This window comes from Streptococcus salivarius, assembly GCF_009738225.1.
Classification (GTDB): Bacteria; Bacillota; Bacilli; order Lactobacillales; family Streptococcaceae; genus Streptococcus.
Genome location: NZ_CP018187.1, coordinates 1,209,558 through 1,228,449, shown reverse-complemented (window position 1 = coordinate 1,228,449; position 18,892 = coordinate 1,209,558). Strand labels below are relative to the sequence as shown.

Genomic DNA, 18,892 nt, shown 5'->3' with positions numbered 1-18,892 from the left:
TTTAGGGCGTAAAAGAGGTCCGCCTAACCGTTTTTCACAAAGAAAGTTAGGTCTTTGTTAGTCTTCTATTGGTTTAGTCTGAGAAACTTCTATTATTAAAATAATTTGACAATAGAAGTTTTATTTCTTACAATTGAAGTGTAAATGGAAATGTAAGCGATTGCTTATAAAAGGTATATTTTTTTTTAAAAGGGGAAAAGACAATGAGAAAGAGTTTACGATTATTTTCATGTGCTGTCCTAGGGGCAGCTATTTTAGCACCAACGTAGTTGGCAACAATCATGCACAGGCCGATAGTTATTATGGCCGAGGTTACTATAATAACTATTCTTATAATCCATGGTATAACAACTATTATCCAAACTATGGTTATAACTACGGATATAATGGCTATTACCCAGGCTATAATTACAATTATGGCTATAACTACGGTTACAATAATTACTATCCAAACTATAACTATGGCTATAACTATAATTATGGCTATAACAACTATAATCCTGGTTACAACAACTACAATGAATCAGGGACTTACCGCTATAGCAATGGCTATTTGTACTACATCTTGAGTGATGGTAGCTACTATGTAAACTATAATGGACGTTGGGTTCGTGGTGGTGACTATAATAACAACAATAGTGGTTCTAACAATACACCAACGACAGGTTATGAGGTTTTGAGAAATGACCCTCACTACCGTTATGAAAATGGTACTCACTATTATTTGAAAGATAATGGCGATTATTACTATTATTCAAATGGTAAGTGGGTGCTTGTTAAGGCTTCAAGCACAGATTCTGAAACTCCAACAACTTCAACTGTAGATTCAACGTCATCAGCAAGCTCAGAAGCACCATCAACCGTAGATTCAACGTCATCTGCAACTTCAGAAGCACCATCAACTGTAGATTCAACATCATCTGCAACTTCAGAAGCACCATCAACCGTAGATTCAACGTCGTCTGCAACTTCAGAAGCACCATCAACTGTAGATTCAACATCGTCTGCAACTTCAGAAGCAGTATCAACTGTTGACTCAACTTCATCAGCAAGCTCAGAGGTAGCTTCAACTGTAGATTCAACTTCGTCTGCAAGTTCAGAAGCAGTATCAACTGTTGACTCAACTTCATCAGCAAGTTCAGAAGTAGCCTCAACTGTAGATTCAACTTCGTCTGCAAGTTCAGAAGCAGTATCAACTGTTGACTCAACGTCATCAGCAAGTTCAGAAGTAGCGTCAACTGTAGATTCAACTTCATCAGCAAGTTCAGAAGTAGCCTCAACTGTAGATTCAACTTCAGTAATCACCTCAGACTCAGTTGCTACTTCTGAGACAGGTTCAACATCAGAAACAAGTTCTGAAGCTCCTGAACTTGAAAAACCACCGTATGCGCCTGAAACAAACATTGACTATGATAAGTTGCCAAAACCAACATTGCCACCAACAGATTATCGCATGTATTCAGATCCACGATTTGTAGATGACAACGGTACCTATTACTACCGTGTGGCATTGACAGATGAAGATAATGCGCGTGGTATCGATGGTTACTACAAATGGGTTGATGGTAAATGGAAACTCTACAATGGTACTGCCAATGATGACCCTGAGCTTGATCCAGATTTCCATAAACCAGCAGGAAACGACGAATACATGTACGATGACAATGCATCAAGTGTTAAGTTGTATTCTGAAAATGTAGTTGGTACTGGTAAAGCTGGTGAAGCTCTTCCATTCCAAAATGTGGATGAATTCAAAGATTATGTTATCAAGAATCTTGCTCCAAAATTCTTAGACAATGCTGGCTGGGATTGTAATGTAACTTGGGAAATTGAAGATGTTGACAACTTCAACGCTTCTAAGGGCAGTGCTTGGGCACGTGACTATGTTATTACAGCTAATCTCAAGAGCGGTGTTGACGACAAAAAATATAGTGATGTTGAATTTGGTTATGTTAAATTTGTTTATCATGTAGAACCAACTGAAAACTCTGATTACGTTGAAGTGGACTCAGCTAAGGCTGCCTTTAATGAAATCAATGCTCAACGTACAGCTGCTGGTTTGCCAGCACTTACATGGTCTGATGATCTTTACAATAGCACAACCCTTCCACATGCCAAAGATATTTCACACACTTACAACAGTGATGGTATTGTTTACCGTCGTGAATCTGAAGGTTCAGTTGTAGCCAATAAATGGTTGAGTAGTGGTATTCGTGAACTTCTCATGAGTCCAGATGCTACTCAAGCAGCAGTAGCTTGTGTTGTCGCTGGTGACGGTACTTACTACTGGACTTTAAATTACCAATAAGAAGAGTTTAAATTAATTGTCCCAATAATGGAGGAGTCTGAGGTTAGTCTTGGACTCTTTTCCTTTATCTATTGAACGTTTAAGCTTTCAATATGGTATAATAGAGCCTAGAAAGAAGGCGAAAATATGCAGGTTAAGAGAGTTCAGGATTATATCTCTAAAGAGTGGTTCGATGAAACCGATGGCTCTTATTTCGAACGTCTAAATAGTCGTTTGCAGGTGCTTTTGAAAAAAGATTACCCTGATTTACAAGGACATGATTTTATTAGTAATATCAGTCTTTTGGATTATAGGTTGGTTTTTCTTGATGAAGTTATTGCAAATGCTAATGAGAAAAACGAACATGTTCGGGAAACCGTTCACGATGTGACCAAGAGTTTATTGTACGAGGATCAAGACATCCAGGAACAGTTGGATAGTAGGATTACTTTTGGTCAAAAAGTGGCGGATGAAGTGGCCCGATTTGGTGGATCTTGGACTTTTATCTTGTCATTCGTTGCTTTTATGGCTATTTGGATGGGGCTGAATGTTGTTCAACCCTTTGGGATTGCCTTTGATAAGTATCCATTTATTCTGTTGAATCTGGCCTTGTCTACTCTAGCGGCCGTTCAGGCACCATTGATAATGATGAGTCAGAATCGAGCATCGGATTACGACCGTTTACAAGCGCGTAACGACTATCACGTTAATACCCAGTCTAAGGAAGAAATCCGACTTTTGCATGAAAAAATAGACCACTTGGTTCAACAAGACCAATCAGATCTTCTGACAATTCAAAAATTGCAGACAGAAATGATTATGGGGGTTAGCCAACAAGTTGAGAAGATGTCAGACGTTATTCGTGTCTTGAAAGAAGAAAGACTAGAAAGGGAGTCTCATGGGAACGAAAAAAATTAATTTAGTTGTTGTAACAGGGATGAGTGGTGCAGGTAAGACTGTAGCGATTCAATCCTTTGAGGATATTGGATACTTCACTATTGATAATATGCCACCATCTTTGGTACCTAAGGTTATTGAATTGGTAAAACATAGTGAAGAGACAGACAAGATTGCTCTTGTTGTTGACATGCGTAGTCGCTTGTTCTTCGATGAGATCAATGATATTCTGGATAAATTGGAAAGTAATGAGGAACTTAATTTCAAGATTCTATTCTTGGATGCCACGGATGGTGAATTGGTTTCTCGTTATAAAGAGACACGTCGTAGCCACCCATTGGCGGCAGATGGCCGTGTTTTGGATGGCATTAAGCTTGAGCGTGAGCTTTTGTCACCGCTTAAGAGTTTGAGTCAAAACGTGGTAGATACGACAGAATTGACTCCACGCCAACTGCGTAAGGCTATTTCTGAACAGTTCTCATCTGAACAAGACCAATCTTCTTTCCGTATTGAAGTTTTGAGTTTTGGTTTTAAATATGGATTGCCATTGGATGCAGATTTGGTTTTTGATGTCCGTTTCTTGCCAAACCCTTATTATGATCCTGCACTTCGTAACCTCACAGGTTTGGATAAAGAGGTTTTTGATTATGTCATGAAACATAAGGAATCAGAAGAGTTTTACAATCATTTGATACAACTTATTAAACCAATCTTACCTGGCTACAAAAAAGAAGGTAAGTCAGTTCTTACTATTGCTGTTGGGTGTACAGGTGGTCAACACCGTAGTGTAGCTTTTGCACATCGTCTAGCCCAAGATCTAAAAAATGATTGGACAGTCAATGAAACACATCGTGATAAGGATCGACGTAAGGAGACGGTGAATCGTTCATGAAAAAACCAAGAATTACAGTAATAGGTGGGGGAACTGGTATTCCAGTCATTCTTCGTAGTTTACGTCATAAGGATGTTGATATCACTGCTGTGGTAACTGTAGCTGATGATGGCGGTTCTTCAGGAGATTTGCGTGATATCATGCAACTGACACCTCCAGGGGATTTGCGTAATGTTTTGGTAGCTATGAGTGATATGCCTAAACTTTATGAAAGAGTTTTCCAATATCGTTTTGATAAAACCGATGGTGCTTTGGCCGGTCATCCACTCGGAAATCTAATCATCGCTGGAATTTCAGAAATGCAGGGATCTACCTATAATGCCATGCAGCTTCTGACGAAGTTTTTCCACGTCACAGGTAAGATTTATCCTGCCAGTGAGACTGCTTTGACGCTTCATGCCGTTTTTCAAGATGGTCATGAAGTAGCAGGTGAGAGTAGTATTGCTCAGTACGATGGCATGATTGAGCGCGTTTATGTGACCAATACCTATAATGATGAAGAGTCTAAGGCTAGTCGTAAGGTTGTTGATGCTATTATGAATAGTGATATGATTGTTTTAGGTCCTGGGTCTCTCTATACATCGATTTTGCCCAACCTGGTGATACCAGAGATTCGTCAGGCTCTTATTGAGACCAAGGCTGATGTCACATACATTTGTAATATTATGACGCAGTACGGAGAAACTGAGCAATTCTCAGATGCCGACCATGTGGCTGTTCTTAATCGTCATCTTGGCTCCGATGTGATTGACAATGTCTTAGTTAATATCAAGAAAGTGCCTAAGGAATACATGGCAAGTAATAAATTTGATGAATACCTTGTTCAGGTTGAGCATGATTTTGAGGGCTTACGTCGTGAAGCAAAAACAGTTGTGTCTTCTAATTTTTTGCGACTTGAAAATGGTGGTGCCTTCCACCATGGTGACTTGGTAGTGGATGAGCTCATGCATCTAGTGAGGAATAAGTCATGAGTTTCACAATTAAGGTTAAAGAAGAGATAATTGCAGCTTCAAGCAAAGACAAGGCTGAATTGTCGGCATTGATTAAGATGTCTGGTTCTGTTGGATTGACCAACCAAGGATTGACTCTTTCCATCTCAACAGAAAATGCAAAGATTGCGAGACATATCTACCAATTAATGGAAAGTCGTTATCAGAGTAATCCTGAATTGAGACATCACAACAAGACTAATCTCAAGAAAAATCGTGTTTACACGGTTTTTGTAGCTGACCATGTCAATGATATTTTGTCCGATTTACAATTGGCGGATTCTTTCTTTGGCTTTGAAACAGGCATTGAAACATCAGTAATGGAAGATGACGAAGCTGGAAGATCCTATTTACGAGGTGCTTTTTTGGCGACTGGAACAGTTCGTGATCCTGAAAAAGGCCGTTATCAATTAGAGATTTTTTCCGTTTACCAAGACCACGCAGAGGACTTGGCTTCTCTCATGAAAAAATTTATGCTCGATGCCAAGGTTCTGAGTCATAAAAATGGTTTTGTGACCTATCTTCAAAAAGCTGAGGATATTATGGATTTCCTCCTTGTTATTGGTGCAATGAACTCTAAGGATACCTTCGAAGAGGTCAAAATTATGCGAGAGACCAGAAATGATCTGAATCGTGCCAATAATGCGGAAACAGCTAATATTGCTAGAACGATTAGTGCTAGTATGAAAACAATTAATAATATTATCAAGATTATGGATACGGTTGGCTTGGAGATTTTACCTGTGGAGCTGCGCCAAATTGCCCAACTCCGTATTGCCAATCCAGATTATTCTATCCAGCAAATCGCAGATAGTATAGAACCTCCTCTGACCAAGAGTGGTGTCAATCATCGTCTCAGAAAAATCAATAAAATTGCGGACGATTTGTAAGTAGAAAGGAAGCTTTTATGGCTTGTACAACGATTTTAGTAGGTAAGAAAGCCTCATATGACGGCTCTACCATGATTGCACGTACTGAGGATTCTCAATCTGGCGTTTTTACGCCCAAAGAATTTCTCGTCGTGACCCCTGAAGACCAACCGCGTCATTATCAGTCTGTGCTTAGCAAGTTTTCAATTGATTTGCCAGATAATCCTCTACGTTATACTTCTGTTCCAGATGCACTTGGTAAAGACGGTATCTGGGGTGAAGCTGGTATTAACTCAGCTAATGTTGCCATGAGTGCAACAGAAACAATCACCACCAATGCGCGTGTACTCGGTGCAGACCCTCTTGTTAAAGATGGTTTTGGAGAAGAGGATATGTTAACATTGGTCTTGCCATATATCAAGACGGCGCGTGAAGGTGTCATTCGTTTGGGGCAACTTCTTGAAACTTACGGAACTTACGAATCTAATGGTATTGCTTTCTCAGATACTGAAGAAATTTGGTGGCTAGAGACCATTGGTGGTCACCATTGGATTGCAAGACGTGTTCCAGATGATGCCTATGTCACTAACCCAAACCAACTTGGCATCGATCATTATGAGTTTGAAAATCCAGACGACTATTTAGCCTCACCAGACATTCGAGATTTTATTAATAAACATCACTTGGATCTGACTTATTCTAATGAACACTTTAATCCACGTTATGCTTTTGGTAGCCAACGAGATAAGGATCGTCATTATAATACACCACGTGCCTGGGCAATGCAGAAATTCTTGAACCCAGAAAAAGATTATGATCCAAAATCATTCTTTATTCCATGGTGTCAAAAACCATACCGCAAAATTACAGTTGAAGATGTTAAATATGTCTTGAGTCTTCATTACCAAGATACACCTTACGATCCTTATGGACCTCAAGGAGATGCGGTGAGTCAACGCCAATTCCGTCCAATCGGTATCAACCGTACTAGTCAAACAGCTCTCTTGCAAATGCGTCCTAACAAACCATCAGAAACGACAGGAATTCAGTGGTTAGCCTATGGATCAATGCCATTTGGTACAATGGTGCCATTCTGGACTCAAGTCGGAACAACACCTGCTTATTTCCGTCAAACAACTGATAAAGTGGATACAGGTAATTTCTACTGGAGTAATCGCTTGATTGCCGCTATCTGTGATCCTCATTTCCAACAGCATGAAGCTGATTTGGATGCTTATGTAGAAACAACTATGGCTCTTGGCCATGCTATGATTAATCATGTAGATACTGCTTTAGCAAATGGTGAGAGTATTGATTTTGAAGCTGAAAATCAAAAGATTAGTGATAAGATTCAGTCAGAAACAGATAAACTATTGGCAAAAGTCTTAGATGATGCAAGTAATTTGATGACCAATCGTTTTTCTATGAGTGATTAAAGTCATTAAAAAAGCCTTTCCATAAAATTGGAAAGGTTTTTTAGTATTGTAAACATTACTTGTTTTCTTTATCCAGTTTCGATAGGAGCTGATAAAGCGTAATAAAGAAGAAAAGATTGAGTGAAATGAGAAGGCCTGATGCCCATGGCAAATCGCTTTCTAAATTTCGAAGAGGTGAATTCCAAGCAAAGTGTGCAGCAAAAGCACCACAAGCATAAAGTATACCAATAAGACTGTATTTAGAATTAATGAGTTTTTGACGGGAACGCCATATAAGGACTAGCCCCATAGCAAGGAAGGATGTGTAAAGCCAGTGAGACGATACAGCACCAATAGTTCGACCAAGAATACCTGAAATCGTATAAGAAAAACCATCAGGCAAATCTGAAAGAATATAGGAGAAGTCTTCACTAATCTGGAAGCCCAGACCCGCCGTAATAGCGACAAGCAAGAGCCCCTTGTAACTTTTCGTTGGCACCATATAGATAGCAAAGAGAAAAGCTGCTAGTTTTAGGGGTTCCTCAACTAGGGGAGCCATAAGAGCATCCTCAAAGCGGTAGAAGAAACTCTTTGAAGAAAGATGAGCAGTCACCCAGTCGTGAGAAATGGTATTGGCATAACCAGCTATCCATCCTGTGATAAAGACTCCACCAATTAGAGCAAATATGAGAACAAGTGGTTTCACCTGCCATCTCTTGCCTAAGTACAGAATCAGAAATATTCCTGGTACGATATAACATAAGGCAATCAGTGTTGATAGTCCAATAATACCGTATGCCGAACCAGACAAAGCGCCTGAAGTGTATGATTGCGTATCATAAGTCAGGCCTATGGCTGAAAGCAATAAAAAAAGATATAGGATTAATTTTCGAAACATGTATAACCTACTTTCCAAATGATATTTCCAGTATATCAAATAATTCTTTCTCGTCGAAATATTTCATTTTTTTTATTTTAGGACTTGCAAAATAAATGAAGTGTGATATACTTAACCAGTAAACTATTAACTGGTTAAGTATTTTGGAAGGAATATCATGAAAAAGAAACGCATTTTTGGCCTAGCAGGATTAGCAGCAGTTGTTTTAGCTGCTGGTGCAGGTATTTATTATACGACTAGTCACCACGGTTCAAAAGGAAATGGTGATTTGAAAGTTGTGACGAGCTTTTACCCTGTTTATGAATTTACCAAGCAGGTTGTAGGAGATGAGGGAGAGGTGTCTTATCTCATTCCTGCTGGAAGTGAAGCCCACGATTTCCAACCATCTACTAAGAATGTCGCTGACATTGAAAAAGCAGACACTTTTGTCTACCTAAATGAAAATATGGAAACCTGGGTTCCAAAAGTTGAAAAGTCTATCAACACAAAAAATACAAAAGTCATTAAGGCAAGTCAAGGCATGGTTCTTTTACCTGGAACAGAGGAAGAAGATCATGATCATGGTGGAGAAGAACATCACCACGAATATGATCCCCATGTTTGGCTCTCACCTAAACGTTCTCAAAAATTAGTTGAAACTATTAGAGACGGTTTGATTGCTCAGCATCCAGATAAAAAAGCAGTCTTTACAACCAATGCCGAGAAATACCTTAAAAAATTAAAGACTTTGGATAAGGAGTATACTGAAGCCTTTAGTCAAGCAAAACAGAAAAGTTTTGTTACTCAGCACGCAGCTTTTGCCTACCTTGCCTTAGATTACGGTTTGACACAGGTACCAATTTTAGGTGTTTCAGCTGAGTCCGACCCTTCTGCAAAACGTATCGCTAGCCTTTCTAAGTATGTCAAAGAATATGATATTAACTATATCTATTTTGAGGAAAATGCTTCAAGTAGTGTTGCTAAAACCTTAGCTAACGAAGTAGGAGTTAAGACAGCAGTTTTAAATCCAATTGAATCACTAACTAAGGAACAGTTGAAAAAAGGTGAAGACTATATCAGTGTTATGACTGAGAACCTAAAAAATCTTCGTTTAACAACGGACGTTGAAGGTAAAGCTATCCAACCTGAAACGGGAAGTGATGACAAGAAAACGGTTCAAAATGGTTACTTCGATGACAAAGATGTTAAAGATAGAGAACTTTCGGATTGGTCTGGTGAGTGGCAATCGGTTTATCCTTATCTTCAAGATGGTACTTTAGATCAAGTATTTGAATACAAATCTCTATTAAATAAAGATAAAACTGCACAAGAGTACAAAGAATACTACACTAAGGGCTATCAAACAGATGTTTCTAAAATTGCCATTGATGGTAAAAAGATGACCATGACTTTCATAAAGAATGATGGAAGTAGTGTGACACACACTTATCGTTATGATGGTTATAAGATTCTAACCTATGCTTCTGGTAAAAAAGGTGTTCGTTATCTCTTTACAGCAACTGATAGTCAAGCAGCAGATAACCCTTACCAGTATGTCCAATTTTCAGATCATCAAATAGATCCAACAACTTCAGCACATTTCCATATTTTCTTTGGAAATAGTAGCCAAGATGAGATTCTAAAAGAAATGGATAATTGGCCAACTTACTATCCTGGAAAACTTAGTGGCTTTGAAATTGCACAAGAAATGGTTAGCCATTAATACTAGAAATGCACTCATTCGTGAGTGTTTTTTCTTTTTTAAAAAAATCTTTCATTTCTTAAACTCTTAGAAAATTTCTAGTGTCATTAGTTTTAAACAGAAATTTAAAGCATCGTATTTTTTCTAAAAAAATCCTGTAAAAAATTAAATAATTACTACATTTTTTCATTCTTTAGTGGTACAATAATAGTACGATTTTCAGATGATCAGGAGAGACCCATGAACCAGTATTTAGTAGCGATACATTATATTCAACTGCTTCAAGCAGAACTCGATATTCTAAATCATGATGCACGCTTGCTTTTTGATTTAAAGATTGAACCAAATCTTGCTAAAAGAGAGCTTGCTGACTTGAAAGTATCCCTATCTAAATTATCTGACAAAAACCTTTATATCGAAGGTACAATCTGGTATCAGCCAAGTTTGTTTGCAATCATTGATCAAAATTTAGGGGTTATTGATGACTGGCTCAAGGAATTAGATGACTTCTTTGAATTTACCTATAGTACAACAGTTTTCACTGTTTTGAAAGAAAATGAAAATCGAAGTTACGACTTATTACTTGGTCTCTATAGCCGTCTTGAATACGTTATTTCAGAAATAAAAAATTGCCGTTAGATGACTAACGGCTTTTAGTATATAGAAAAATTAGGTTCTATTTTAAATATCAAATAATTTGACAAAATATCCAAATGTGTGTAAAATAAAATTTGAAAATACTCTAATAAAAATAATGTTAAGTTAAAGGAAGATAATAACTAAGTGAGTAAGCAGGGGTTTAAATTGGGGGATTTTGTTAAATATTATTTGGTGAGCCTTGTGTCGCTGAGCCTTTTATGTCTTATTTTGTATGGGCTATATTCTTTAAACGGGCTCATTCCTTTTTCTCTAGATAGAGCTTCAGGTCTTGAAGTTAGGCATTATTCAGGACAGACCACCTCTTCTGTAAAAAAAGATGGTGATTATAAGGTTCAGGATATTAGTGGTGAAACTAAGAGCTACAATGTTGATTTGAAAGTAACAAACGATGGGGATAAGGTAATCCAAACCTATGTCTTTGAGTATAAAAAATGATTCTATAATAAAAACTCACAGTCTTAGCCAGATTGTGAGTTTTTTAGATGTCTATTACCAAAGTCCTAATATCTTTTGCATGAGAAGAGAAGCAAGACTAATTAATAACCAACAGACTCCTCCCACTAGAAGTGCTGAGCCTCCTTTAGTGATTAGTTTTTTGAGATTTGTTTGGAAACCGATAGCTGTCATTGCCATAATAATCATAAATTTTGAAAGGTCTTTTAATGGTGAAAAGACGGCAGGTGTTACACCGAGTGACATTGCAACAGTTGTAATCAGTGAGGCCAAAAGGAACCAAAGGATAAAGTTAGGCACTGCTTTGCTTAGCGAGAATGCTTCCTTTGTATTATCCTTTCGTGACTGCCATACAGATAGACCAAGAGTTATAGGGATGATAGCAAGTGTTCGAGTCAATTTAACAATTGTTGCTTGCTCTAGGATAGATGTTCCATGTAAGCTATCCCAAGAACTAGCTGTAGCAGTTACAGAAGAAGTATCGTTGACAGCTGTTCCAGCAAATATGGCAAAGCCTTGATTACTAAGTCCCAACCAAGATCCCAAGTGAGGAAAGATTAAAGCCGCTAAGATGTTAAAAAAGAAAATTACCGAGATTGCTGTTGCAATAGATTCATCTTTAGCCTTGATTACAGGAGCAGTTGCAGCAATAGCAGATCCCCCACAAATAGAAGAACCAACACCTACTAAAGTAGCAATTTCACTATCTAGCTTGAACACACGATGGACGACATAAGCAGTAAGCAGTGCCGTAGTAATAGTCACTAGAATAATGGGAAGTGACGTTACGCCAACCTTAAAGACTTGAGAAAGATTTAGTCCAAATCCAAGAAGAATAACAGCGTATTGTAATACTTTTTTAGATGTGAATTGCATTCCTGCTTTAAGTTTCTGAGAATCTCTTAGAATAATTCCTAGCAGAAGTCCTATAAATAAACCAAGGACTGGCCCACCAATAATAGGAAATAAGTTTCCAAGGAACCATGCTAGGAGAGATATAAGTATTGCAATACTTAGTCCGGGTAAGAATTCTTTTATTTTCATTCATTTATCTCCTTAAAATTTGACTATATTATAGCTTATTATAAATATGATGTAAAGGTAACATTTGCTTTATTTATCAAGGAAGATAGGTCTAAAAGTTGCGACTTGTCAGTTTTTCTGATAGAATAGTATTGAAATATTATAATTGAAAATCTTATGAAGGAAGGGTTGTATGTATCGTCATTTAAAGAAGTATATGATTTTTATCGTGGGAGCTTTTGTTTGTTCGCTCTTTTTGGTTCTAGCTTTTACAACTGATAGAAAAAATGATAACAGTGTTAATGCTAAAGCTGAAGCTGCCTACAATCAAACTACGACGGCTTTTATTGATAGTATCGGAGAGACTGCGAGACAGATTGGTCAAGATTACAATATCTATGCTTCTGTTCTAATTGCTCAAGCTATTTTGGAATCAAATTCAGGTCAGTCAGGTCTGAGTCAAGCTCCTTATTACAACTTCTTTGGGATTAAGGGCTCTTATAATGGAAACTCCGTTACTATGCGTACTTGGGAAGACGATGGTACAGGGAAGACTTATGAGATTGATGAACCTTTCCGTTCTTATGGAAGTCTGAGTGATTCCCTAGCAGATTATGCTGCTTTGATGACGTCATCTACTTATGCAGGTACTTGGAAATCAAATACAAGTAGTTATGCAGATGCCACTCAGGCACTGACAGGGACTTATGCTACAGATAGTCTTTACGCTTCTAAATTAAATAGCATTATTGCATACTATGGTTTGACTGCCTACGATCAAGCTCCAGTTACCCAAGCAACTGGTTCAACAAGTGGCCTTGTTTGGAACAGCTATAGAGGCTCATACACAGATGCTGATACCTTATCTATAGATGAAGCTTGGGCAAGCTATAAAAATTATAAATAATGATGAGAGTCGAAAGGCTCTTTTTTGTGCTTTGAATTGGATAGTTTTGGCGATAAAAAGTCCCCAACATTATGTGCTGGGGACTAACATCTATTAGTTGTCAAAAGTGACTTCTTTAACGAGGTTATCAAGGAATTTTTCCCCCATTTTAGAGAGGGTTGCCTTTTCATGCTTCAAGTAAACAATATCAATTTCATCATCAATATCAAGTGGGATAGAGACAATGTTATCACCATTCAAATTACTATTTAAAATACCTGTAGCAATGGTGTAACCATCCAAACCGATTAATAGGTTGAAGAGTGTCGCTCGGTCTGAAACCACGATAGACTTTTTATGGGGAATCTGAGAGAGAATCTCTTCAGAATAGTAGAAGGAATTATGAATCCCCTGATCATAGCTAAGGTATGGAAATTCTTCTAAATCTTCCAAAGAGACAACTTCATGCTTAGCCAATGGGTTTGACTTGCTGACAAAGATATGGGGTCTAGCTTTGAAGAGACTGGTATATGTGAGGCGGTTGTCATCAAACATCTTAGTCAAGACATCTCGATTATAGCTGTTAAGGAAGAGAACTCCGATCTCTGAACGGAAGTTCTTAACGTCCTCAATGATTTCATAAGTACGTGTTTCGCGTAAGAAGAGCTCGTAACGTGTCATGTCAGCTCTCTTGAGAAGTGAGACGAAGGCATTGACAACAAAAGCGTAGTGTTGAGAGGAAACACTAAACAATTCACGTGTTTCTGTGTGACTCTTGTAGCGTTCTTCCAAGAGATTCGTTTGTTCCACTACCTGACGGGCATAAGAGAGAAATTCAACTCCATCCTTGGTTAAAGTGATTCCCTTGGGGTTACGGATAAAGATATCAATTCCCATTTCTCTTTCCAAGTCACGAACAGCATTTGAAAGACTTGGTTGCGTAATGAAAAGTTGTTTTGCAGCTTCATTCATTGAGCCGGTTTCGACGATTTTGATAATATAATGTAATTGTTGAATTCGCATAGCCTTATTATAGCATATTTTAAGGATTATTCCTTAGGATAAGAGGCAAGTAGAAGGTCTTTTTAGGACTATACCAATTTTTATGCTTGACAATGTCAAATATATCGAATATACTGTCCTCGTTAAGCTTTTTAAAGAGCTTATTGACTATACCAATTTTAAATAAAGGAGACATGACCTCTTTGATCTGAGGTTATTATTAAAAATATGTGTGGAATTGTTGGTGTTGTAGGTAACACAAATGCAACTGATATCTTGATTCAAGGACTTGAAAAGCTAGAATACCGTGGTTATGATTCGGCTGGTATCTTTGTAGCTGGTGATGCATCTAGTCAATTGGTTAAGGCTGTTGGCCGTATTGCGGAACTTGCTGCTAAAACTGAAGGAGTAGAAGGGACAGCAGGTATCGGACATACTCGTTGGGCAACTCACGGTAAACCAACAGAGGATAATGCTCACCCACACCGCTCAGAAACAGAACGTTTTGTTTTGGTTCACAATGGTGTTATTGAAAACTATCTTGAAATTAAGGAAGAATACCTTTCTGGTCACCATTTCAAAGGCCAAACTGATACTGAAATTGCAGTTCACTTGATTGGAAAATTTGTTGAAGAAGATGGTTTGTCAACTCTTGAAGCATTCAAGAAAGCTCTTCACATTATCCGTGGATCATATGCCTTCGCTCTCATGGATTCTGAAGATGCCTCAACAATTTACGTGGCAAAAAACAAATCACCACTTTTGATTGGTCTTGGTGATGGCTATAACATGGTCTGCTCAGATGCCATGGCTATGATTCGCGAAACTAATCAATACATGGAAATTCACGATCAAGAGTTAGTTATCGTGAAAGCTGATAGTGTTGAAGTTCAAGATTATGATGGCAATGTAAAAGAACGTGATAGCTATACAGCTGAACTTGACCTATCTGATATTGGTAAAGGTACTTACCCTTACTACATGCTCAAAGAAATCGATGAGCAACCAACAGTGATGCGTAAGCTTATCCAAGCCTACACAGATGACAAGGGACAAGTGACTGTAGATGATGATATTATCAAGGCTGTTCAAGAGGCTGATCGTATCTATATCCTTGCGGCAGGAACATCATATCATGCTGGTTTTGCTTCTAAGAAGATGCTCGAAGAGTTGACAGATACACCAGTTGAGCTTGGTATTTCTTCTGAGTGGGGTTATGGTATGCCACTCCTTAGCAAGAAACCTCTCTTTGTCTTTATTAGTCAATCAGGTGAAACAGCAGATAGCCGTCAGGTTCTTGTTAAAGCTAACGAGTTGGGTATTCCAAGTTTGACAGTGACAAACGTTCCGGGATCTACTCTTTCTCGTGAAGCTGACCACACGATGCTTCTTCATGCTGGCCCAGAAATTGCCGTAGCTTCTACTAAAGCTTACACTGCTCAGATCGCAGCTCTTGCCTTCTTGGCTAAAGCAGTCGGTGAAGCTAATGGCAATGAAAAAGCTAAAGCTTTCGACTTGGTACATGAATTGTCACTTGTAGCACAATCTATCGAATCAACACTCTCTGAAAAAGAAGTCATTGACGAGAAAGTGGCAGCTCTTCTTGCAGAAACACGTAATGCTTTCTATATTGGTCGTGGTCAAGATTACTACGTTGCTATGGAAGCTAGTCTTAAATTGAAAGAAATCTCATATATCCAATGTGAAGGTTTTGCAGCAGGTGAGTTGAAACACGGAACTATTGCTTTGATCGAAGATGGTACGCCTGTTATTGCGCTCTTGTCTGACGCTGTTCTTGCTAGCCACACTCGTGGTAATATTCAAGAGGTGGCAGCACGTGGTGCTAAAGTGTTGACTATTGCTGAGGAAAATGTTGCTAAAGAAGGTGATGACATCGTTCTTAATAACGTTCACCCTTACTTGTCACCAATTTCAATGGTTGTACCGACACAATTGATTGCTTATTTTGCGACACTTCATCGTGGACTCGACGTCGATAAACCACGTAACTTGGCTAAATCAGTTACTGTTGAATAAAAATACTAACATCTCTTACAGTGTAAGGGATGTTGTTTGTTTTTATCTTTTTTACCCTTGCTTAATTGGAGAATCTAAAGTAGAATAGTATTTATATCACAATCTTAGGAGAGAATTATGTCATTACCAAATTGTCCAAAATGTAACTCAGAGTATGTTTATGAAGATGGAATCTTGCTTGTATGTCCTGAATGTGCCTATGAGTGGGATCCAAACGAAGTTGCAGAAGAAGAAGGACTTGTGGTTCTTGATAGCAATGGAACACGTCTTGCTGACGGTGATACTGTTACAGTTATTAAAGATTTGAAAGTGAAAGGTGCGCCAAAAGATATTAAACAAGGCACACGTGTTAAAAATATTCGTTTGGTTGAAGGTAACCATAACATTGATTGTAAGATTGATGGTTTTGGCGCTATGAAACTTAAATCTGAATTTGTTAAGAAAATCTAAAATAAGCTTTAGGGATGCTAGACTTAAGTATTGTTTGTTTCTCAGGACAGACTATTTAAGTCTTCCAGGAGTGTGATTATGAACTCATTTTGAAAATTGGGTCTAGTCGCACTCCTTTTTACTATTTCCAAAATCTTATATCATTTTTTCAAAAAATTTGGTATAATATTCAACAATACTAAATAATTATAGGAGTTTATATGTCATACGTTTTGGAAGTATTACCAGCCCTTTTGAACGGTGCAGTAGTCACACTTCAAGTATTTTTCATTGTTATCGTACTGTCGATTCCATTAGGGATTGTACTTGCTTTCTTAATGCAGATTAAATTCAAACCTTTAAATTGGTTATTAACCCTTTACGTTTGGATTATGCGTGGAACGCCTCTCCTTTTACAATTGATCTTCGTTTATTATGTTCTTCCGAGTGTAGGAATTGTCTTCGATCGTCTACCAGCTGCTATTCTTGCTTTTACGCTTAATTATGCAGCTTATTTCGCAGAGATTTTCCGTGGTGGAATCTTGGCTATTCCGAAAGGACAATACGAAGCAGCAAAAATGCTTAAACTTAGTCCTTTCCAAACCGTCCGCTACATTATCCTTCCTCAGGTAGTCAAGATTGTCTTGCCAAGTATCTTTAACGAGATTATTAACTTGGTTAAGGATTCATCATTGGTTTATGTGCTTGGGGTTGGAGACCTTCTTTTGGAAAGTCGTACCGCTGCGAACCGTGATGCGACCTTAGCACCGATGTTTGTGGCCGGAGCTATCTATCTTATCCTTGTGGGTGTTGTGACTGTGGCTTCGAAAAACATCGAAAAGAAATTCAACTATTATAAATAGGAGACCTTATGTTAGAATTAAAAAATATTTCCAAGCAATTTGGTCAACACAAAATTTTTGATAAGTATAATCTGACAGTAGAAGAAGGAAAAATCTTGGCTATTGTCGGACCATCTGGTGGTGGTAAAACGACTCTCTTGCGTATGCTAGCAGGTCTTGAAACCATTGATTCAGGACAAATTATTTATGAAAATGAAGAGATTCCTTTGGATCAGATGGAAAGTCGTAATTTGCTCGGTTTTGTCTTCCAAGATTTCCAACTGTTTCCACATTTAACAGTCTTAGACAATCTAACGCTTTCTCCAATTAAGACGATGGGAATGTCTAAGGAGGATGCTCAGAAAAAAGCTCAAGCTCTGCTTGACCGTTTAGGCCTTGGAGCTCACGGAAATGCTTATCCTTACTCTCTTTCTGGGGGACAAAAACAACGTGTTGCATTTGCGCGTGCTATGATGATTGATCCGAAAATTGTCGGCTATGATGAACCAACATCAGCTCTTGACCCTGAGTTGCGTCAAGAAGTGGAGAAATTGATTTTGCAGAATCGTGAGACTGGGATTACGCAAATCGTTATCACTCACGATATGCAGTTTGCACAACACATCGCCGATGAGATTGTCACTATCAATCCAAAATAGTGAGGATTTTCCATGAAAAAAATAGTAAAAACGATTTTGCTAGGCTGTCTTGTCATTTTGCCTTTGTTTGCGCTATCAGCTTGCAGCTCGCGCTCACATTTTGCAACTCAGAAAGATCAGTGGCAAACCTATACCAAAGAAAAGAAAATCAAAATTGGTTTTGATGCAACCTTTGTTCCTATGGGATATGAGGAAAAGGATGGTAGCTATGTTGGTTTTGATATTGATCTTGCAACTGCAGTCTTTAAATTGTATGGTATCGATGTCGAATGGCAGGCTATTGACTGGGATATGAAAGAAACAGAACTGAAGAATGGGACAATTGACCTCATTTGGAATGGTTACTCGGTCACGGATGAGCGTAAGCAGTCTGCGGACTTCACGGAACCTTATATGGTCAATGAACAAGTACTGGTAACCAAAAAGTCTTCGGGAATTGATTCTGTTGCTGGAATGTCAGGTAAGACCTTAGGTGCCCAAGCAGGGTCTTCCGGTTATGATGCTTTCAATGCTTCTCCGAAGATTTTGAAGGATATCGTTGCCAACCAAAAAGCAGTCCAATATTCGACCTTTACTCAAGCCTTGATTGACCTTGATAGTGGACGTATTGACGGTCTATTGATTGACCGTGTGTATGCTAATTACTACTTAGAAAAATCAGGGGTTCTGGATCAGTATAATGTTATGCCTGCTGGTTATGAAGGTGAAAGCTTTGCTGTAGGTGCTCGTAAAGCAGATAAGACACTGATCAAAAAAATCAATCAAGGATTTAGAACCCTTTATAAAAAAGGAGAATTCCAAAAGATTTCTAACAAGTGGTTTGGCGAAGATGTTGCCACAGACCAAGTTAAAGGGAAAAAATAGAAGGATAACAACATTCTAGAAGGGATGTTGTTATTTTTTTATGGAAAATACTTGAAATATAAGAAGTTATAATTTATACTAGTGTTAGTTTATAAACTAACGAAAGGGC

The 18,892-nt window shown here is 38.2% G+C and carries 17 protein-coding genes and 1 pseudogene; 15 read left to right on the top strand and 3 right to left on the bottom strand.

The window, feature by feature from the left end; translation table 11 throughout:
• Positions 1-203 precede the first annotated feature (203 nt).
• From BSR19_RS06050 to BSR19_RS06025, 6 genes and pseudogenes are all read left to right on the top strand, one after another.
• A pseudogene (locus BSR19_RS06050) lies at positions 204-2,308 on the top strand (CAP domain-containing protein).
• A 126-nt stretch (positions 2,309-2,434) separates the two neighbouring features.
• The gene (locus tag BSR19_RS06045; RefSeq protein ID WP_022496681.1) at positions 2,435-3,205 is read left to right on the top strand and encodes a DUF1003 domain-containing protein; all 771 of its coding nucleotides are present in this window, start codon (positions 2,435-2,437) and stop codon (positions 3,203-3,205) included.
• Entirely contained in the window at positions 3,186-4,076 is an 891-nt protein-coding gene (gene rapZ, locus BSR19_RS06040; protein WP_156246777.1) for an RNase adapter RapZ, read from the top strand. The genes BSR19_RS06045 and rapZ overlap by 20 nt, the downstream gene beginning before the upstream one ends.
• Positions 4,073-5,047, top strand: a complete 975-nt coding sequence (locus BSR19_RS06035; RefSeq protein WP_156246776.1) for a YvcK family protein — start codon at positions 4,073-4,075, stop codon at positions 5,045-5,047. The genes rapZ and BSR19_RS06035 overlap by 4 nt, the downstream gene beginning before the upstream one ends.
• Complete coding sequence (gene whiA, locus BSR19_RS06030; protein ID WP_004182012.1) at positions 5,044-5,955, top strand: DNA-binding protein WhiA; 912 nt, start codon at positions 5,044-5,046, stop codon at positions 5,953-5,955. Before BSR19_RS06035 ends, whiA begins: the two co-directional genes overlap by 4 nt.
• A 17-nt stretch (positions 5,956-5,972) precedes the next feature.
• Complete coding sequence (locus BSR19_RS06025; protein WP_156246775.1) at positions 5,973-7,370, top strand: C69 family dipeptidase; 1,398 nt, start codon at positions 5,973-5,975, stop codon at positions 7,368-7,370.
• A 55-nt stretch (positions 7,371-7,425) separates the two neighbouring features.
• Here the strand turns inward: BSR19_RS06025 and BSR19_RS06020 are convergent, their stop codons facing one another.
• Positions 7,426-8,247, bottom strand: a complete 822-nt coding sequence (locus tag BSR19_RS06020; protein WP_156246774.1) for a PrsW family glutamic-type intramembrane protease — start codon at positions 8,245-8,247, stop codon at positions 7,426-7,428.
• Positions 8,248-8,404: 157 nt separating this feature from the next.
• On the opposite strand from BSR19_RS06020, the gene BSR19_RS06015 reads away from it, so the two are divergent.
• The 3 genes from BSR19_RS06015 to BSR19_RS06005 all read left to right on the top strand — a co-directional run bounded on the left by BSR19_RS06015 (position 8,405) and on the right by BSR19_RS06005 (position 11,023).
• Entirely contained in the window at positions 8,405-9,949 is a 1,545-nt protein-coding gene (locus BSR19_RS06015; protein WP_148512531.1) for a metal ABC transporter solute-binding protein, Zn/Mn family, read from the top strand.
• 219 nt (positions 9,950-10,168) lie between these two features.
• On the top strand, positions 10,169-10,567 hold the full coding sequence (locus BSR19_RS06010; protein WP_004182418.1) for a hypothetical protein: 399 nt from the start codon (positions 10,169-10,171) through the stop codon (positions 10,565-10,567).
• A gap of 144 nt (positions 10,568-10,711) precedes the next feature.
• Positions 10,712-11,023 (top strand): hypothetical protein, encoded by a 312-nt coding sequence (locus BSR19_RS06005; protein ID WP_156246773.1) that lies wholly within the window; start codon positions 10,712-10,714, stop codon positions 11,021-11,023.
• Positions 11,024-11,077: 54 nt separating this feature from the next.
• Here BSR19_RS06005 and BSR19_RS06000 read toward each other — a convergent pair whose 3' ends face one another.
• Positions 11,078-12,085: a YeiH family protein gene (locus BSR19_RS06000; RefSeq protein ID WP_156246772.1), complete on the bottom strand. Its 1,008-nt coding sequence runs from the start codon at positions 12,083-12,085 to the stop codon at positions 11,078-11,080.
• A 172-nt stretch (positions 12,086-12,257) separates the two neighbouring features.
• Between BSR19_RS06000 and BSR19_RS05995 the strand changes: the two genes are divergently transcribed.
• Entirely contained in the window at positions 12,258-12,971 is a 714-nt protein-coding gene (locus BSR19_RS05995; RefSeq protein ID WP_110981450.1) for a glycoside hydrolase family 73 protein, read from the top strand.
• A gap of 93 nt (positions 12,972-13,064) precedes the next feature.
• Here the strand turns inward: BSR19_RS05995 and BSR19_RS05990 are convergent, their stop codons facing one another.
• Complete coding sequence (locus BSR19_RS05990) at positions 13,065-13,973, bottom strand: LysR family transcriptional regulator (protein ID WP_014634578.1); 909 nt, start codon at positions 13,971-13,973, stop codon at positions 13,065-13,067.
• Between the two features lie 207 nt (positions 13,974-14,180).
• Between BSR19_RS05990 and glmS the strand changes: the two genes are divergently transcribed.
• The 5 genes from glmS (at position 14,181) to BSR19_RS05965 (ending at position 18,783) form a co-directional block, all read left to right on the top strand.
• Positions 14,181-15,989, top strand: coding sequence for a glutamine--fructose-6-phosphate transaminase (isomerizing) (gene glmS / locus BSR19_RS05985; RefSeq protein ID WP_156246771.1), 1,809 nt, complete (start codon positions 14,181-14,183; stop codon positions 15,987-15,989).
• 117 nt (positions 15,990-16,106) lie between these two features.
• Entirely contained in the window at positions 16,107-16,439 is a 333-nt protein-coding gene (locus BSR19_RS05980; protein ID WP_156246770.1) for a zinc ribbon domain-containing protein YjdM, read from the top strand.
• A gap of 200 nt (positions 16,440-16,639) precedes the next feature.
• The gene (locus BSR19_RS05975; protein WP_156246769.1) at positions 16,640-17,281 is read left to right on the top strand and encodes an amino acid ABC transporter permease; all 642 of its coding nucleotides are present in this window, start codon (positions 16,640-16,642) and stop codon (positions 17,279-17,281) included.
• A gap of 8 nt (positions 17,282-17,289) precedes the next feature.
• Positions 17,290-17,919, top strand: coding sequence for an amino acid ABC transporter ATP-binding protein (locus BSR19_RS05970; RefSeq protein ID WP_014634575.1), 630 nt, complete (start codon positions 17,290-17,292; stop codon positions 17,917-17,919).
• Between the two features lie 12 nt (positions 17,920-17,931).
• Positions 17,932-18,783, top strand: coding sequence for an amino acid ABC transporter substrate-binding protein (locus tag BSR19_RS05965; protein WP_060971242.1), 852 nt, complete (start codon positions 17,932-17,934; stop codon positions 18,781-18,783).
• The last annotated feature ends 109 nt before the right edge of the window (positions 18,784-18,892 follow it).

Bases quoted from the DNA above. Each gene is read 5' to 3' on its own strand.
- BSR19_RS05995 (WP_110981450.1), top strand. From the start codon at position 12,258: ATGTATCGTCATTTAAAGAAGTATATGATTTTTATCGTGGGAGCTTTT.
- BSR19_RS05965 (WP_060971242.1), top strand. From the start codon at position 17,932: ATGAAAAAAATAGTAAAAACGATTTTGCTAGGCTGTCTTGTCATTTTG.
- rapZ (WP_156246777.1), top strand. From the start codon at position 3,186: ATGGGAACGAAAAAAATTAATTTAGTTGTTGTAACAGGGATGAGTGGT.
- BSR19_RS05975 (WP_156246769.1), top strand. From the start codon at position 16,640: ATGTCATACGTTTTGGAAGTATTACCAGCCCTTTTGAACGGTGCAGTA.
- BSR19_RS05970 (WP_014634575.1), top strand. From the start codon at position 17,290: ATGTTAGAATTAAAAAATATTTCCAAGCAATTTGGTCAACACAAAATT.
- BSR19_RS06000 (WP_156246772.1), bottom strand. From the start codon at position 12,085: ATGAAAATAAAAGAATTCTTACCCGGACTAAGTATTGCAATACTTATA.
- BSR19_RS06025 (WP_156246775.1), top strand. From the start codon at position 5,973: ATGGCTTGTACAACGATTTTAGTAGGTAAGAAAGCCTCATATGACGGC.
- BSR19_RS06045 (WP_022496681.1), top strand. From the start codon at position 2,435: ATGCAGGTTAAGAGAGTTCAGGATTATATCTCTAAAGAGTGGTTCGAT.
- BSR19_RS06035 (WP_156246776.1), top strand. From the start codon at position 4,073: ATGAAAAAACCAAGAATTACAGTAATAGGTGGGGGAACTGGTATTCCA.
- BSR19_RS06020 (WP_156246774.1), bottom strand. From the start codon at position 8,247: ATGTTTCGAAAATTAATCCTATATCTTTTTTTATTGCTTTCAGCCATA.
- BSR19_RS06015 (WP_148512531.1), top strand. From the start codon at position 8,405: ATGAAAAAGAAACGCATTTTTGGCCTAGCAGGATTAGCAGCAGTTGTT.
- BSR19_RS05980 (WP_156246770.1), top strand. From the start codon at position 16,107: ATGTCATTACCAAATTGTCCAAAATGTAACTCAGAGTATGTTTATGAA.
- whiA (WP_004182012.1), top strand. From the start codon at position 5,044: ATGAGTTTCACAATTAAGGTTAAAGAAGAGATAATTGCAGCTTCAAGC.
- BSR19_RS05990 (WP_014634578.1), bottom strand. From the start codon at position 13,973: ATGCGAATTCAACAATTACATTATATTATCAAAATCGTCGAAACCGGC.
- BSR19_RS06010 (WP_004182418.1), top strand. From the start codon at position 10,169: ATGAACCAGTATTTAGTAGCGATACATTATATTCAACTGCTTCAAGCA.
- glmS (WP_156246771.1), top strand. From the start codon at position 14,181: ATGTGTGGAATTGTTGGTGTTGTAGGTAACACAAATGCAACTGATATC.